16 protein-coding genes, 1 tRNA gene and 1 pseudogene are annotated in these 14,635 nt (G+C 66.5%); 8 read left to right on the plus strand and 10 right to left on the minus strand.

The window, feature by feature from the left end:
• Positions 1 to 87: 87 nt before the first annotated feature.
• The 3 genes from recQ (at position 88) to C0541_RS15065 (ending at position 2,988) form a co-directional block, all read left to right on the plus strand.
• A complete protein-coding gene (gene recQ / locus C0541_RS15055; protein ID WP_115049520.1) occupies positions 88 to 1,884 on the plus strand; it encodes a DNA helicase RecQ in 1,797 nt (598 codons plus the stop codon).
• 138 nt (positions 1,885 to 2,022) lie between these two features.
• Positions 2,023 to 2,505, plus strand: a complete 483-nt coding sequence (locus C0541_RS15060; RefSeq protein WP_115049521.1) for a hypothetical protein — start codon at positions 2,023 to 2,025, stop codon at positions 2,503 to 2,505.
• A gap of 78 nt (positions 2,506 to 2,583) precedes the next feature.
• Positions 2,584 to 2,988 carry a response regulator gene (locus C0541_RS15065; RefSeq protein WP_115049523.1) on the plus strand — a complete coding sequence of 135 codons (405 nt, stop codon included), beginning with the start codon at positions 2,584 to 2,586 and terminating at the stop codon, positions 2,986 to 2,988.
• A 938-nt stretch (positions 2,989 to 3,926) separates the two neighbouring features.
• Here C0541_RS15065 and C0541_RS15075 read toward each other — a convergent pair.
• Positions 3,927 to 4,637: an rRNA pseudouridine synthase gene (locus C0541_RS15075; protein WP_115049524.1), complete on the minus strand. Its 711-nt coding sequence runs from the start codon at positions 4,635 to 4,637 to the stop codon at positions 3,927 to 3,929.
• A 117-nt stretch (positions 4,638 to 4,754) separates the two neighbouring features.
• Between C0541_RS15075 and C0541_RS15080 the strand changes: the two genes are divergently transcribed.
• From C0541_RS15080 to C0541_RS15095, 4 genes and pseudogenes are all read left to right on the plus strand, one after another.
• Positions 4,755 to 4,961, plus strand: coding sequence for a hypothetical protein (locus C0541_RS15080; RefSeq protein WP_115049526.1), 207 nt, complete (start codon positions 4,755 to 4,757; stop codon positions 4,959 to 4,961).
• A 71-nt stretch (positions 4,962 to 5,032) separates the two neighbouring features.
• A pseudogene (locus C0541_RS21755) lies at positions 5,033 to 5,125 on the plus strand (methyl-accepting chemotaxis protein); the annotation flags it as partial.
• Between the two features lie 137 nt (positions 5,126 to 5,262).
• The gene (gene queC / locus C0541_RS15090) at positions 5,263 to 5,937 is read left to right on the plus strand and encodes a 7-cyano-7-deazaguanine synthase QueC (protein ID WP_115049530.1); all 675 of its coding nucleotides are present in this window, start codon (positions 5,263 to 5,265) and stop codon (positions 5,935 to 5,937) included.
• A 47-nt stretch (positions 5,938 to 5,984) separates the two neighbouring features.
• A tRNA-Lys gene (locus C0541_RS15095) sits at positions 5,985 to 6,060 on the plus strand.
• Positions 6,061 to 6,318: 258 nt separating this feature from the next.
• On the opposite strand, the gene C0541_RS15100 is transcribed toward C0541_RS15095, so the two are convergent.
• Both C0541_RS15100 and C0541_RS15105 read right to left on the minus strand, forming a co-directional pair.
• Positions 6,319 to 6,612: a hypothetical protein gene (locus tag C0541_RS15100; RefSeq protein WP_161960092.1), complete on the minus strand. Its 294-nt coding sequence runs from the start codon at positions 6,610 to 6,612 to the stop codon at positions 6,319 to 6,321.
• Entirely contained in the window at positions 6,609 to 6,830 is a 222-nt protein-coding gene (locus tag C0541_RS15105; protein WP_115049532.1) for a hypothetical protein, read from the minus strand. Before C0541_RS15105 ends, C0541_RS15100 begins: the two co-directional genes overlap by 4 nt.
• A 528-nt stretch (positions 6,831 to 7,358) precedes the next feature.
• On the opposite strand from C0541_RS15105, the gene C0541_RS15110 reads away from it, so the two are divergent.
• A complete protein-coding gene (locus C0541_RS15110) occupies positions 7,359 to 8,225 on the plus strand; it encodes an aldo/keto reductase family oxidoreductase (RefSeq protein ID WP_115049534.1) in 867 nt (288 codons plus the stop codon).
• A gap of 206 nt (positions 8,226 to 8,431) precedes the next feature.
• On the opposite strand, the gene queE is transcribed toward C0541_RS15110, so the two are convergent.
• From queE to tolQ, 7 genes are all read right to left on the minus strand, one after another.
• On the minus strand, positions 8,432 to 9,115 hold the full coding sequence (queE, locus tag C0541_RS15115) for a 7-carboxy-7-deazaguanine synthase QueE (protein ID WP_115049535.1): 684 nt from the start codon (positions 9,113 to 9,115) through the stop codon (positions 8,432 to 8,434).
• A 44-nt stretch (positions 9,116 to 9,159) separates the two neighbouring features.
• Positions 9,160 to 9,978 (minus strand): tol-pal system protein YbgF, encoded by an 819-nt coding sequence (gene ybgF / locus C0541_RS15120; RefSeq protein WP_115049537.1) that lies wholly within the window; start codon positions 9,976 to 9,978, stop codon positions 9,160 to 9,162.
• 6 nt (positions 9,979 to 9,984) lie between these two features.
• Positions 9,985 to 10,503: a peptidoglycan-associated lipoprotein Pal gene (gene pal / locus C0541_RS15125; RefSeq protein WP_115049539.1), complete on the minus strand. Its 519-nt coding sequence runs from the start codon at positions 10,501 to 10,503 to the stop codon at positions 9,985 to 9,987.
• 57 nt (positions 10,504 to 10,560) lie between these two features.
• Positions 10,561 to 11,880 carry a Tol-Pal system beta propeller repeat protein TolB gene (gene tolB / locus C0541_RS15130; protein WP_115049541.1) on the minus strand — a complete coding sequence of 440 codons (1,320 nt, stop codon included), beginning with the start codon at positions 11,878 to 11,880 and terminating at the stop codon, positions 10,561 to 10,563.
• A gap of 254 nt (positions 11,881 to 12,134) precedes the next feature.
• Positions 12,135 to 13,175, minus strand: coding sequence for a cell envelope integrity protein TolA (gene tolA / locus C0541_RS15135; RefSeq protein ID WP_115049543.1), 1,041 nt, complete (start codon positions 13,173 to 13,175; stop codon positions 12,135 to 12,137).
• Complete coding sequence (tolR, locus tag C0541_RS15140) at positions 13,165 to 13,614, minus strand: protein TolR (protein WP_016904126.1); 450 nt, start codon at positions 13,612 to 13,614, stop codon at positions 13,165 to 13,167. Before tolR ends, tolA begins: the two co-directional genes overlap by 11 nt.
• A gap of 235 nt (positions 13,615 to 13,849) precedes the next feature.
• Positions 13,850 to 14,629, minus strand: a complete 780-nt coding sequence (gene tolQ / locus C0541_RS15145) for a protein TolQ (RefSeq protein ID WP_016904125.1) — start codon at positions 14,627 to 14,629, stop codon at positions 13,850 to 13,852.
• Between the last annotated feature and the right edge of the window lie 6 nt (positions 14,630 to 14,635).

The following is a 14,635-nucleotide window of genomic DNA, read 5'->3' on the forward strand; positions in this document are numbered from 1 at the left end:
CGCATCGCGGCAATCTCCGACCCGCCATCGGGCAACATCGACGGCATGACACCGACCAGGGCTTGACCTGCGCGGTATCCTAGGGCGATGTCTTCCCCCGCCCACGAACTGCTCAGCCGCGTCTTCGGTTACGACGACTTCCGTGGCCCGCAACAGGCCATCGTCGAACACGTCGCCGCCGGCAACGACGCCCTGGTACTGATGCCCACCGGTGGCGGCAAGTCGCTGTGCTACCAGGTACCGGCGCTGCTGCGCGACGGCATCGGCATCGTGGTCTCGCCGTTGATCGCGCTGATGCAGGATCAGGTCGAGGCCTTGCGCCAGCTCGGCGTGCGCGCCGAATTCCTCAATTCCACGCTGGACGCGGAAAACGCCCAGCGGGTCGAGCGCGCGCTGCTGTCGGGCGATCTGGACCTGCTCTACGTCGCGCCGGAGCGCCTGCTGACCCAGCGCTTCCTGTCCTTGCTGGAGCGCAGCCGCATCGCGCTGTTCGCCATCGACGAGGCGCATTGCGTTTCGCAATGGGGCCATGATTTCCGCCCCGAGTACCGCCAGCTCACCGTCTTGCACGAACGCTGGCCGCAGATCCCGCGCATGGCGTTGACCGCCACCGCCGATCCGCCGACCCAGCGCGAGATCGCCGAACGCCTGGATCTGGTCGACGCACGCCACTTCGTCAGCTCCTTCGACCGCCCCAATATCCGCTACACCGTGGTGCAGAAGGACAACGCGCGCAAGCAGCTGCAGGAGTTCCTGGGCCGCCACCGCGGCTCGGCCGGCATTGTCTATGCGATGTCGCGGCGCAAGGTGGAAGAGACCGCGCAGCATCTGTGCGCGCAAGGCTTCAACGCCCTGCCCTACCACGCCGGGCTGCCGGCCGAGGTGCGTGCGGAAAATCAGCGCCGCTTCCTGCGCGAGGACGGCATCATCATGGCCGCCACGATCGCCTTCGGCATGGGCATCGACAAGCCCGACGTGCGCTTCGTGGCGCACGTGGACCTGCCCAAGTCGCTGGAGGGCTACTACCAGGAAACCGGCCGCGCCGGCCGCGATGGCGACCCGGCCGAGGCCTGGCTCTGCTACGGCCTGGGCGATGTGGTGCTGCTCAAGCAGATGATCGAACAGGGCGAGGCGGCCGAAGAGCGCAAACGGCTGGAGCGCGCCAAGCTCGATCACCTGCTCGGCTACTGCGAATCCATGCAATGCCGCCGCCAGGTGTTGCTGGCCGGCTTCGGCGAAACCTATCCCAAGCCCTGCGGCAACTGCGACAACTGCCTGACGCCTGCTGCCGCCTGGGACGCCACCGTGGCCTCGCAGAAGGCGCTCAGTTGCGTGTACCGCAGCGGGCAACGCTTCGGTGTCGGCCACCTGATCGACATCCTGCGCGGCAGCGAGAACGAGCGCATCAAGCAGCTCGGCCACGACCAGCTGAGCACCTACGGCATCGGCCGCGACCTGGACGAGCGCACCTGGCGCGGCGTGTTCCGCCAGCTGGTGGCGGCCAGCCTGCTGGAGGTCGACAGCGAGGGCCATGGCGGCCTGCGCCTGACCGATGCCAGCCGCCAGGTGCTCAAGGGCGAGCGCCAGGTGATGATGCGCCGCGAGAACCCGGCTGCCGGACGCGAGCGCAGCGCGCAACGCACCGGCCTGCCGGTGCAGCCGCAGGACCTGGTGCTGTTCAACGCCTTGCGCGGCCTGCGCGCGGAGCTGGCCAAGGAGCAGAACGTGCCGGCCTTCGTGATCTTCCACGACAGCACGCTGCGCAATATCGCCGAACAGCGGCCCACCAGCATCGATGCGCTGTCGCGTGTCGGCGGTATCGGCGGCGGCAAACTGGCCCGGTACGGCGCGCAGCTGATCGAGATCGTGCGCGAGCAGGGCTGATGCAACAGCGCGTGCCATTGCGGTGACGGTGCTGCCACGACAATCCGCGCAATCGACAGCGCGCATTCAATCAGCCGTTGCTAGTTTCACGAGGCGACCTGGCACGCGCTGTCAGTCCCTCCTGGTAGAGTCCATCCGATGAAACGCAGCCTGCTTCTTTTGGCCACTCTGTTCGCTGCCGGCGGCGCGCTCGCCCAGGCGGGTGAGCACGGCGCCGAGCCGGGATCGGCGCGGTCGCTGGACCTGAGCGTTCCGCAAGCCCCGGTGCAGTATCGCTCCGACCCCGCGTACAGCACCGACCCGCCGGGTACCTTCTACGGCGACAAGAGCGGGCCCAAGCCGGCGTTGACCCGTCCCAGCGCGGCCTCGCTGGCCGCCGAGCGTGCCGAGCAATGCCAGGGCAAGCTGCATGGTGCGGTCGAGACCGGCATGGGCTACTCCAACCGTGGCGGCAACAGCAACTGGCAGGCGGTCAACCTGAACTCGTGCAAGACCTATTACGACGACGACGGCAAGGCGCATCAGATCGGCGTCAGCATCAGTGTCGGACGCGGTGAAGGCCCGGTTTTCGGACCGCGCTACGGTCCCGCAGGCTATGGCCCTGGCCCATTCGGCTGGTGACCGTACGGCCCCGTCTGCGTTGACAGAGGGTTCACTGCCGCATCGCTGAGAATGTGGCTTGCCTTACGAGACGTGCTCATGTCACAGAACAAGGAACGGCCGGTTGTATTCGTCGTCGAAGATGGCGATGGCACCCGACAACTCAGCTGCCTTGTGCTGGAAAGCTATGGTTTCACCTGCCGCAGCGCCGGCTCGGTCGAAGAAGCGCTGACCCTGATCGAGAGCGACCCGCGCGTCGATGTCCTGTTTTCCGACATCCATTTCCCGGGTGGTCTGACCGGTGTGGATCTGGCGCTCAAGACCGCGCACGCTCCCTACCATCTGCCCGTGCTGCTTACCTCCGGGCTGGCGGTGGAGTATGTGGAAGAGATCCTGCCCGACGGCGTGGCCTTCCTCGAAAAACCCTACACGCCCGAGCAACTGTTGAGTGCGATCCGTAGTGTGATGGCCAAGCACCGGGGACTGTTCACCCCGGTCGCGTGATGCAGGCGGTCGCGACTGCATGGCAGCCAGCGATCCTGGAATGAAGCTGCAGCGCGATGTGCCAGCAACCCGGCGTCGCTGCGCTGGCAGACTGGCAACGCGCGATGGCACGGCGGATGTCGGGAATGGCCCGACAAGCTGTCGGCGCGGGCCCGATTTACGTGACGCATACCTCATTTAAACTGCAGCCACCGGACGCGAGGCCTGTTGGGCCGCTCGACTCGCGAGGCGCTGAGCACGCCCCCGCCGGGACATCGCCGGCACCGGGGCAGCACACGGCCGGAATTCGGTCGGCTTGCCGTTGCCATGCATCCGGCCACCCTGTCAGCCATGCCGATGCCGGCGTTGCAACGGCAGCGCAGCAGGCATCTGCCGAACGCCTACGCACGCCACCGTCGCGCGCGCTTGCCGCATGGGTCACGCATCGCCGCTGCGGTCCAGCAATGAAGCGTCTTTCACGCTACCAAGCAGGCCGCTCGTTAGGCTGACGTCAGTGCAGCACTTGGCTGCGAAGACTCAGGACATTCCCATGGGCGACAATTCGTTTCTGTCACCGGCCTTCATCATTCTGGTAGTCGGCGTGATCGCCGTCGTGTTCTGGCTGGTGACCCGCGCCAAGAAAAAGCGCAACAAGAAGTAGGCGTTGAAGAGAGTGATCCTGGCATCGGGGTGCGCAACGCAGCGTGCGCTCGATGCGTCATCGCAGTACACCGCCGAACGTCCAGGGGGCGGCTGATGCGCTTGCGCTCTTTACCTGGCGCGGTCACTTCGCGCTACGTGCGTGCATGCACGCGCATCGGTGCTGAAACAGCCCGGGCAGCCGCGCCTGACAGCGATCGCGCCATGTTGCAGTCGCGCAACGCCTGAAGCCTGCAAGATGCCGTCGGCAGCGGCATGCCACCGCATCGCCACCACGCGCGTCCAGCAGCCAGCACCCGTCAGAAACGCTCGCCGGCTGGCAGATAGCGCCATTGGCCGATGGCTAGCTTGCCCAGCGACACCCGGCCCACGCGCAGGCGCCGGATGCTGACCACCTCCAGCCCCACCGCATCGCACATGGAACGCAGCTGGCCGGGTTGCACGTGCTTGATCGCAAACCGCAGACGCTCCTCGTTCTGCCAGCTCACCTTGCACGGCGGCAGACTGCGTTGCTGATACACCAGGCCATGCGCAAGCCGCGCCATGCCGTAGGGGCGCAACTCCCCGCGCACCTCCACCAGGAACTCCTGTTCGATGGAGGTGGCATCGGCACCGAGCCTGCGCAGCACGCGGCCGTCCTGGCTCAGCACCAGCAAACCGCTGGCCTCGTCCTCCAACGGTAGCGGCGCGCTCAGGCGCAGGAAGTGCCGCTTCAGCACGCGCATCTCGAGCGGGTCCAGGACGCTGCGCGTTGCTGCAGTGGCCAGTGCCAGTGCCGCCTCGGCGCTCATGCCCGCCGGCTTGTGCAGCAGCAGCGTGGCAGGCTCGGCAGCTTCGAGCACGGCGTTTTCCGCCAGCGTCACCTGCGCCGCGGTCGCCAGGGCTTGCGGCTCCTCGACCACGGCCCCGTCCACGCTGACCCAGCCGCCCTCGATGTATTGCTGCGCCTCGCCGCGCGAGCAGCCAAACAGCGCGGCCACGCATTTATCGAGACGGATCGGATCGGACATCGGACGAGCTCTGCATCAGGGGACGGCAGTGTACGTGCTGGGTCGGCGGATGCGTGAGGCCGGCTTCTGCACCGCCCGACGACGTGGGAAACTGGGCGCTCACACAGGAGATCGCAGATGTTCATCAAGTTCGGCACCACCCGGATCCGCCTCAACCATATCTCCGTCGTCAACGATCCCTTCAATGCAGGCGAAAACTTCGGGTCGTATTGCCATTCGGTGCGGGTCGGCCTGCTCTCCGGCGAGGAAGTCTTTGCACGCTTCAATACCGAAAGCGGCGCCGAGCAGCTTCATGCCGAAGTACTCGCTGCGCTGGAAGGCTGAGCGCAGCACCCGCAGTCCCGCCGTGCGCGTGACCCATCACGCGCGATGCGCGGTGCCGACACGAGCAGCCGGCCATGCCGGCGTGCAAACAGGGACGCGGCTTTGCGGTGTTGGCTTCCGAGGTACGCACGCTCGCGCAGCGCTCCGCCGGTGCGGCCAAGGAGCCAGCGGTCGGCACTGTGCCATGGCCAGGTCGCATTGCACGGATGGCATTTCGCGCGGCCGCAGCGACGACCGGCTCGCCGTGCCACGCCGAGCCTGCTAGCCTTTCCGCCTGTTCTGTTGTGATTGCCGATCCGTCATGAAAAAAGCCGTTGTTCTGTTGTCCGGGGGCATGGATTCCGCTGCCGTCATCGCGCTTGCGCAGGAGCAGGGCTTTGCCGTGCATGCCCTGAGCGTGCGCTACGGCCAGCGCCATACCTCCGAGCTGGACGCCGCCGCGCGCGTGGCTGCGGCGCAGGGCGTGATCGCGCACAAGGTGGTGGACGTGGACCTGCGCAGCATCGGCGGCTCGGCGCTCACCGACGACATCGACGTGCCCGATGCCGGTGGTGCCGGCATTCCGGTCACCTACGTGCCGGCGCGCAACACCATCATGCTGTCGCTGGCACTGGGCTGGGCCGAAGTGATCGGCGCCAACGACCTGTTCTGCGGCGTCAACGCGGTCGATTACTCGGGTTACCCCGACTGCCGGCCCGAATTCGTCCGCGCCTTCGAAGTGCTGGCCAACCTGGCCACCAAGGTGGGCGTGGAAGGCGCCGGCCTGCGCGTGCATGCGCCGCTGCAGTTCCTCAGCAAGGCCGACATCGTGCGTGAAGGCCTGCGCCTGGGCGTGGACTTTGGCCTGACCGTGTCTTGCTACCGCGCCGACGCCGACGGACGCGCCTGCGGCCACTGCGACGCCTGCCGCCTGCGCGCGGCCGGTTTCGCCGACGCCGGCGTCGCCGACCCCACCCACTACGCCATTTCGCCTTGACGCCGGTGTAGGGTAGAATGCGCACCCCGGCGCGCTGCCGGGACAGTGGGCCGTTAGCTCAGTCGGTAGAGCAGAAGACTTTTAATCTTTTGGTCGATGGTTCGAATCCATCACGGCCCACCAATCAGACCAGCAACGTGAAGGGCGCCCAGGGCGCTTTTTTTGTGCCTGCGGACAATCCACCGGCAACTGCGCAGCCGTGCAGCGTGTTGCACGGCCACGCGGTCGAATGGGTCGCGGCGCCTATCGCAGCGCGCATGGCGTGGCCCAAGCCAGCACTTCCCTGCCCGATCACGCTGCGCCGGCCGTCAGGTCCTGGGCCCGGGCTGGCGGCCGTGTCGTTCCCGCTGATCAACCGGCTCGGGTCTTCTGGACAGGCGATTACACGCGCCGCGTTCGTCGCGCGGCCCCAGCGGCGCGAGCCTGCTTGCGCAGCCACGTCAGCACGCCCACCGCAGCGTCCACACGCATGCAGACATGCAGACGGCCCAGCACGACGCTCTGCGCATCGCTGCCCGGCAAGACCTCGTCAAAGCCAGTGGCTTCGCAGGCGATCAGCACTGGCGACAGATCGGGCTGCGCGTCGGAATGCAGCATCGCCAACACATAGCCCTGCATCACCTCGACGCTGAGAACCACACCGTCACAGACGCGGAATTGCTTGTTGGCGCTCATCGCTGCATCTCCGAGCGGCCATCGACGCCAACGATCACCGCAACCAGATGACGATAGGCAGACGTAAGGAGGTGAAAGGGTTTGCTGGGGCCTTCGCCGCTCGACGTCATGTTGAACGAGGCTGCACGGTTCCAATCGAATGCGTTGGCGGCCGGATCGAAATGGCGGACGATCTGGCACGCAGCAGATGCGGGCATTTCATGGGTGTCGTAAGACATGCTGGATTCCTTTTGTGTTTTGGAATCCGCCACCCAGACGCCAATCGGGGTGGCGGACGGTACGCGGTTGGCGTGCCGGCCAAAAGGAACCGGTGGGCCTTGCGGCCCCCGCGCACCGCCCGCCGTAAACGCTGGCCGGCATGCACCCGCGACGATGCGGGCAACTAAAAAGCGCCGTGCATCGATCGATGGGCGCTGGTGCGCCTTTTGGTTCGGGACGCCAATCCCGGTCGCCGAATGGGCGGCGACGCGGGAATACTCGCTCTGCCGCTTGGCGCCTGTCAACGCAAAGACACACCGCCGCGACAAGGCGACGGTTGCGACGAAATGCGGCGAAAGCACTGCCCGCCGAGCCAGCAAAACCTGAAACTCCGGCACATCCCGCGGGGCGATCAGCCGGGCCGATGCGGCTGCGCCCATATATCGCAAGCCCTGGCGGGACGGAACTGGCGCGGCAGCAAATGCGAATTCCCATGCCGCGCCCCGTTTCCTATCGTTGTTGACTCAACGACACGCGAGCGCAACGCCATGAGCAACATCGAAAAAGCCGGCACGTTTCTTCTTGGAGATCGCAGCGTCACCCGCATCGGCTACGGCGCGATGAAGCTCGCGGGGCCCGGCGTGTTCGGCCCGCCCAAGGATCGCGAGGGCGCGCTGGCCGTGCTGCGCGAGGCGATGGCGCAGGGCGTCAACCATATCGACACCAGCGATTTCTATGGGCCGCACACCACCAATCAACTGATCCGCGAGGCACTGCATCCCTACCCGCAGGCGCTGACCCTGGTCACCAAGATCGGTGCGGCCCGCGGCGCGGATGGTTCCTGGCTGCCGGCCTTCTCGCCGCAGCAACTGGTCGAGGCGGTGCACGACAATCTGCGCAACCTGGGGCTGGAAACGCTGGAGGTGGTCAACCTGCGCGTGATGTTCAAGACCCAGGAACCGGCGGAAGGCTCGATTGCCGAACAGCTGGAGACCTTGCTCGCGCTGCAGCGCGACGGCCTGGTGCGGCACATCGGCATCAGCAACGTCACTGCGACGCAGGTGGCCGAGGCGCGCGCCATGACCGACATCGTCTGCGTGCAGAACATGTACAACATCGCGCATCGGCACGACGACGCACTCATCGACGCGCTCGCGCGCAACGGCATCGCCTACGTGCCGTTCTTCCCGCTGGGCGGTTTCTCGCCATTGCAATCGTCCACGCTCGCCGCTGTTGCCGGGCGCCTGGCCGCAACCCCGATGCAGGTGGCACTGGCCTGGCTGCTGCAGCGCTCGCCCAACATCCTGCTGATCCCGGGGACCTCGTCGGTGACGCATCTGCGCGCCAATCTGTTCGCGGCGGAACTGAAACTGCCGGCCGATGCCGTCGAGGAATTGAACAGGATCGCAGCATAGACGCAGGTGCTGTCTCCTGGCAGGCAGCACCTTGCACCCGGGATCTGGCGCGGCCAACGAAGCGTGGCGGGTGGTCGGCAGGCGGGTGCGGACGGCATGCCAGCAACCGCAGTGGATGCCTGGCACACGCCGATTGCAGGCAACCGGCCGCGCCCGCTTTTTTTGGATGAGCGCAGTCGCTCTATCGCTCAGCTTGGCGCTCGCGCCTAGCGCCCCGGTTCGTCGTTCCACAGCAGCTTGTGCAGCTGCATCTGGAAGCGTACCGGCAGGCGGTCGGCCACGATCCAGTCGGCCAGCTGCCGCGGCGTCACCTCGCTCTTGCTGGGCGAAAACCATACCGTGCAGCGGCGGTCCAGCGCGTGGGCCGCAACGATCTCGCGCGCCCATTCGTAATCGGCACGGCTGCAGATCACCAACTTGATCTGGTCGCGTGCGGTCAGCAGCGGCAGATTCTCCCAGCGATTGCGCTGTTGCTCGCCGGATGCAGGGGTCTTGATGTCGACCACGCGCGAGACGCGCGGATCGACCGCCGACACGTCCAGCGCGCCGGACGTCTCCAGCGAGACATCGAAGCCGGCATCGCACAGTTTCTGCAGCAGCACCAGGCAGCGCTTCTGCGCCAGCGGCTCGCCGCCGGTCACGCAGACATGGCGCACGCCGTGGCCGGTGACCTCGGCGACGATCGCATCGATGTCGTACCACTCACCGCCATGGAAGGCGTAGGCGGTATCGCAGTAATGGCAGCGCAGCGGGCAGCCGGTCAGACGCACGAACACGGTCGGCCAGCCGGCCGCCTCGGCTTCGCCTTGCAGGGACAGGAAGATTTCGGTGATCTTCAATCGCGGCAACGGCGACTGGACGATCTCGCTGGGGACGGCGGCGGCGTTCATGGGCAAAGTATGCGCCACGCCAGAAGGCGCGAACGCAGCGCGGCTCAGCGCAGTTGCTGGCCGAGACGGATGGACTGCAGACGCTCCTGGGCCACGCGCGCTGCGTCGGAGCCGGGATACTGCGTTGCGACCTGCTGCAAGGTCTGCTGGGCCTGGTCGTTCTTGCCTTCGCCATACTGCGACAGGCCAAGCTTCAACAGGCCGCCAGCGGCCTTGTCATGCGTGGGATAGCGGCTGACCAGATCGCGGAACTGCGCCTCGGCCAGCTGGAAATTTCGGGTGGCGTAATAGCTTTCGCCCAGCCAGTACAAGGCATTGGGGGTGTAGACGCCATTGGGATAGAGCTCGAGAAAGCTCAAAAACAACTGCGAGGCATCGTCGTACTTGCCGTTCTTCAATGCATCGAAGGCAACGTTGTAGGCAGTGCGTTCGTCGTTGCTGACGGCCATCGTGCCTGGATCGCCATGCACGCTGGGCGGCTTCTCGGAAGTTGCCGCCGCTGCAGGCCGCGCGGCAGGTGCCGGGGCCGGTGTGACGCTGCCGGTGGGCGATGGCAATGGCGGCGTTGCGCCACCTGCCCCTTCCAGCCGGTTCAGGCGTCCGTCCAGATCCAGATACTGGTCCTTGGACTGCTGCTTGAGTTGTTCGTTGTCGTGCTGCAGCTGCTCCACGGTCGCTCGCAAGCCCTGCAGGTCCGAACGCGCCTGCTGCAGCTGATTGAGAAGATCGTTGTTGGCCTGGCTGTTGGCCTGCTGCTGCTCAAGCACGGCAACACGATCAGCGAGACTGGCTCGCTGCGCGTGCGCCGGCGCGGCGACCACAAGGGCCGCCGCGACGAACAGGGATGTCACTCGAAAGCGCATCGCTTCTTACTGAGCCGTGTACACGATTTCAACACGACGGTTCTGCGACCAGCAGCTTTCGCTGGTTTCGGTGCAGACCGGACGCTCTTCGCCGTAGCTGACCACGGTCAGCTGGCTGGCCGAACCGCCGGCAGCCTGCAGCGAGGACGACACGGCGTTGCCGCGACGCTCGCCCAGACCCATGTTGTACTCGCGCGAACCGCGCTCGTCGGCATTGCCCTGCAGGGTGATGCGCGAGGACGGACGGTCACGCAGGTACTTGGCGTGGCACGCCATGATGGCCTGGAATTCCGGCTTCAGGGAGTCCTGATCCAGATCGAAGTAGACAACGCGCTGGCGCAGGCAGGCATCGGTATCCAGGTCGCCCGGGCCGTACAGGCCAGAGGTGGACGGGCCGGTGGGAACGGAGGAACCAGTGGTGGTGTCAGTCGCAGGAGGCGGAGTTTCCTTCACCTTCTTCGAACAACCGGCCAGCACGGCCACGGACAACAGGGAGACAAGCAAGACGCGGGTGGACTTGTTCATGGGATACCTATGGAGGCTCTGGGCCAATGAGTGGTTTAACGCAGCGAAATATTAACATTAATGCGCGGTTCGGTAAGGCCCCCACGAAGGTTCTCTCACATCTCCATCGGCCAGCACCAGGCGCTGGCGGACGCGAGCGTCGGCAGACACGGCGTAGAGCACGCCGCGGCCACCCTCACGTGCGGCGTACAGCACCATGCTGGCGTTCGGCGCGAAGCTCGGCGATTCGTCCAGCGACCCGGGCGACAGCGTGCTCCAGCTGGGCGAACCCAGGCTGCGATCCATCATGGCGATGCGGTAGCTGTTGCCGCTGCCCTGCGCCACGGCGATCTTCTTGCCGTCGAACGAGACGCTGGCGGTGGCGTTGTAGTTGCCCTGGAAGGTCACGCGGTTGGCGCTGCCGCCGCTTGCGGCCACCTGGTAGATCTGCGGACGACCGCCGCGATCGGAGGTGAAGTAGATGCTGCCGCCGTCCGGCGCCCAGGTCGGCTCGGTATCGATGCCGAAGTGGTTGGTCAGCTGGGTCAGCTGCTTGCTGCCCAGGTCCATCACGTAGATTTCCGGATTGCCGCTGCGCGACAGTGCCAGCGCCAGGCGACGCCCGTCCGGCGAGAACGACGGCGCACCGTTGATGCCGCGGAAGCTGGACACCAGTTCACGCGCGCCGGTGGCGATGTCCTGCAGGTAGATCGAGGAATTGCCGCGCTCGAAGCTCACGTAGGCCAGCTTCTTGCCGTCCGGGCTCCAGTTCGGCGACAGCAGCGGTTCGGCCGAACGCACGATGGTCTGCGGGTTGTAGCCATCCGAATCGGCCACCATCAGCGCATAACGCATCGCCCCGCCCTTGCCGCTGGCGGTCACGTAGGCAATCCGGGTCCAGAACGCGCCGCGCACGCCGGTGATCTTTTCGTAGATGGCATCGGCCATCTGGTGCGAGACGTCGCGCATCGCATTGGCACGCGCCGTCATCGCCAGGCCGAGCATGCGCTCGCCCTTGGCCACGTCGAACAGTTCGTACTCGACGCGGTAAGCGCCTTCGCCGGCGTCCATGACGCGGCCGACCACGATGTAGTTCTGCTTGAGCGTGCGCCAGGTCTGGAACTGCACCTCGGTGCCGCGGGTCGGCTTCTCGACGATCTGCGCAACCGGCAAGGTGCGGAACTGGCCGGAGCGGTCCAGGTCGGCGCCGACGACAGCAGAGACATCGGTCTGCGGCGCAGTGCCGGAGCCCTGGTAGGGCATGGGCACGACGGTGATCGGCGTGGCCGAGGCGCTACCGCCGACGATATCGATGGTGAGTCCTTGCTGTTGCGCGAACGCGCTCAGCGGCAACAACAGGACGGTCAAGGCAGCTAGCCAACGCAGCGGTTTTTTCATGGACGGCTCGGATCGGGCAGGAAAAGTGTGCAAGGGATACCAATCAGCGAGTGAACATACTCGCAATCGTGAACGAGACAGCGTGAAAATGAAGCGAGCGGCCGACCAGCGGGCAATTCCGGCAGCCGGACGAGCCTGCGGTGGTGCGCCACATCGATCGCCCGAACACCGGCGCCAAGCAGTCGCACCACCACCCGCACAGCCGAGGCGCAGCGCAGGCCGTGCTGCCGCGCCCCAGCCACCCGCAACCTGCGCTACTGGTCCTGCGCGGTGAACACGAAGGTCAGGTTGCGCTGGAAGACCGACTCGAAACCGCGATACGGCAATGGCTGGGCACTCAGCACCGCGGCCTCGATCGAGCGCTGGCCGGCCTCGTCATAGGGACAGCCGGGCGCGACCTTGGCCTCCATCACGCTGCCGCCAGGCAACTGGCGGATGTTGATGGTGCACTTCTGGCCCGGCGGCACCGACGGCGGGCGCACCCACTGCGCCAGCACCTTTTGCTGGATCGCCGCAGCGTACTTGGCCGACAGATCGGTGCTGGTACCGCCCTGCCCCGCGGTCGGTTGCGCGCTGGCGGCGGCAGCCGACGAGGCCTGCTGCGCACGCGCAGCGGCGACCTGGCGCAGCTTCTGCTCGGCCAGCGCGGCCTCCTTGGTGGCCTGTTCGCGCTGGCGGCGGATGTCGGCGATCTTCTTCTCGCGCTCGGCATCGGCGGCAGCCTGTTGCGCGGCGGCCTGCTTCTTCTTGGCGTCGGCTTCTTCCTGCTGCTTGGCCAGCCGCAGTTTCTGCTCGGCCTCTTCCTGGCGCTTGCGCTCGGTCAGGTCGATCTGTTCCTGGCGGCGCTTGGCTTCCTGCTCCTGCTTGGCCTTTTCCGCCGACAGCGCGAGCGCGTCCACGCGCTCCTGGTCAATCTTGTCCGGCTGGGCGACACGCTCCTGCGCCTGCGCCTGCTGCGGCGTGGGCGCATCCTGCGGATGCGGTTCGGGAATCGGCTGCGGCGGCGGCACGGTATCTTCCGGCGCGGGCTCGGGCAGCGGCGCCGGCGGTGGCGGTGCCTCCACCGGCGTGGCCTTCAGCGCCTGGCGCGCGACGCGCGCTTCGGCCGCGGACACATCCAGCGAGGCTTCCATGCTGGGATCGCCGGCGGCCGGCTCGACCGAGCGTTCGGGCGACCACAGCCAGCCGGCGATGAACACCAGCGCGACCAGTACGTGCACGACCAGCGCCAGCACGACCGGCCGCAGCCAGCCATCCTCGCGCGCCGTCTGGGTGGGGAGTGCGTCAGCGTGCATCGCTGCCTGCAGTGCCGCCGGAGTCGGAGATCAGGCCGACCTTCTCGACCTTGGCCTGCTTGAGCACGTCGATGGCGTCCATGATCTTTTGATATGGCGCGGCGCGATCGCCGGCCACCACCACGCGCGCGTCCTTGTCCTGCGCCACGATCGCGGCCAGCTGCGCCTGCAGCGCGGCCACGTCCATCGCCTGCGGCTTGCCCTTGGGCAGCTGCAGGGCAAGCTGGCCGTCGGCAGCGACCACCACCACGACCGGATCCTGCTTGCTCTCCAGCGCCTTGGCGCGCGAGCTCGGCAGGTTCACGTCGGTGCTCAGGGTCAGCAGCGGTGCGGTCACCATGAAGATGATCAGCAGCACCAGCATCACGTCGATGTACGGCACGACGTTGATGTCGGATTTGAGCTTGCGCTTCTTACGGCGGGAAATACCGGAAATCATCGAGGAACGTTCCTATTGATCCCCCGCACATGCAGGTGCGGGCTGTTGCGGGGGACTCGCCCATCCAATCCTTCGCACAGGTGGGTGCGCGCTGTCGCGGATGGCTGGCCGGTCCAATCCCTGCGCTGCGGGAAACGGGCACGGGCAAACGCAGCACCCGGCATGTCCGCACGCCGGAATGTGCGGACCATGACGGGGCACTCGCCTGGCTGCCGGCTGTCGCAGGGCACGCGCATCACTCGTCTGCGCCGGCCTGGCGCTGCAGGATCGAGCTGAACTCGTCGGCGAAGGTCTCGTAGCGCACCGACAGCCGCTCCACGCGGGTGGTGAAGCGGTTGTAGGCCCACACCGCGGGAATCGCCACGAACAGGCCGATGGCGGTAGCGAACAGGGCTTCGGAAATACCCGGCGCCACGGCCGCGATACCGGCCTGCTCGCCGCTGCTGACCATGTCGTGCATGGTCACCATGATGCCGAACACGGTACCGACCAGGCCGACGTACGGCGCGGTGGAGCCGATGTTGGCCAGCAGTTCGAGATTGCGCTCGAGCTGGTCGACCTCGCGGGTAAAGGCGGTGCGCATGGCACGCTGCGCGCCTTCCAGCTGCACCCGCCCGTCCAGCCGGCGGCGGTCACGCAGCCGCGAGAACTCGCGGAAGCCGCTCTCGAACATCGACTCCAGGCCGCCGACGGTGCGGTTGCGGTCGGTGGCCGAGGCGTAGAGCTTGGCCAGGTCGGCGCCGGACCAGAAGCGGTTCTCGAACTCGTCCGCCTCGCGGTTGGCCTGCTTGAAGGCGCGTGCCTTGCGGAAGATGATCACCCAGCTGATGAACGAGCCGATCAGCAGCAGCAACACGATGATCTTGACCGGGATACTCGCCCGCAGGATCAGATCGACATAGTTGATGCTGCTGTTGTGCGCCACGCTGGCGGTCTGTGCCGCAGCGGCGGCAACGTCCTGCGGTAGTGCTTCCACTACCGTGTCCTGCAGGGCCAGGAGCAATGCAATCGACATCCGTTT

The sequence above is a fragment of the Xanthomonas arboricola genome, assembly GCF_003353015.1.
GTDB lineage: Bacteria > Pseudomonadota > Gammaproteobacteria > Xanthomonadales > Xanthomonadaceae > Xanthomonas > Xanthomonas arboricola_E.

Excerpts from the sequence above, each read along its gene's own strand:
- recQ (WP_115049520.1), top strand. The coding sequence starts at position 88 with ATGTCTTCCCCCGCCCACGAACTGCTCAGCCGCGTCTTCGGTTACGAC.
- C0541_RS15060 (WP_115049521.1), top strand. The coding sequence starts at position 2,023 with ATGAAACGCAGCCTGCTTCTTTTGGCCACTCTGTTCGCTGCCGGCGGC.
- C0541_RS15065 (WP_115049523.1), top strand. The coding sequence starts at position 2,584 with ATGTCACAGAACAAGGAACGGCCGGTTGTATTCGTCGTCGAAGATGGC.
- C0541_RS15075 (WP_115049524.1), bottom strand. The coding sequence starts at position 4,637 with ATGTCCGATCCGATCCGTCTCGATAAATGCGTGGCCGCGCTGTTTGGC.
- C0541_RS15080 (WP_115049526.1), top strand. The coding sequence starts at position 4,755 with ATGTTCATCAAGTTCGGCACCACCCGGATCCGCCTCAACCATATCTCC.
- queC (WP_115049530.1), top strand. The coding sequence starts at position 5,263 with ATGAAAAAAGCCGTTGTTCTGTTGTCCGGGGGCATGGATTCCGCTGCC.
- C0541_RS15100 (WP_161960092.1), bottom strand. The coding sequence starts at position 6,612 with ATGAGCGCCAACAAGCAATTCCGCGTCTGTGACGGTGTGGTTCTCAGC.
- C0541_RS15105 (WP_115049532.1), bottom strand. The coding sequence starts at position 6,830 with ATGTCTTACGACACCCATGAAATGCCCGCATCTGCTGCGTGCCAGATC.
- C0541_RS15110 (WP_115049534.1), top strand. The coding sequence starts at position 7,359 with ATGAGCAACATCGAAAAAGCCGGCACGTTTCTTCTTGGAGATCGCAGC.
- queE (WP_115049535.1), bottom strand. The coding sequence starts at position 9,115 with ATGAACGCCGCCGCCGTCCCCAGCGAGATCGTCCAGTCGCCGTTGCCG.
- ybgF (WP_115049537.1), bottom strand. The coding sequence starts at position 9,978 with ATGCGCTTTCGAGTGACATCCCTGTTCGTCGCGGCGGCCCTTGTGGTC.
- pal (WP_115049539.1), bottom strand. The coding sequence starts at position 10,503 with ATGAACAAGTCCACCCGCGTCTTGCTTGTCTCCCTGTTGTCCGTGGCC.
- tolB (WP_115049541.1), bottom strand. The coding sequence starts at position 11,880 with ATGAAAAAACCGCTGCGTTGGCTAGCTGCCTTGACCGTCCTGTTGTTG.
- tolA (WP_115049543.1), bottom strand. The coding sequence starts at position 13,175 with ATGCACGCTGACGCACTCCCCACCCAGACGGCGCGCGAGGATGGCTGG.
- tolR (WP_016904126.1), bottom strand. The coding sequence starts at position 13,614 with ATGATTTCCGGTATTTCCCGCCGTAAGAAGCGCAAGCTCAAATCCGAC.
- tolQ (WP_016904125.1), bottom strand. The coding sequence starts at position 14,629 with ATGTCGATTGCATTGCTCCTGGCCCTGCAGGACACGGTAGTGGAAGCA.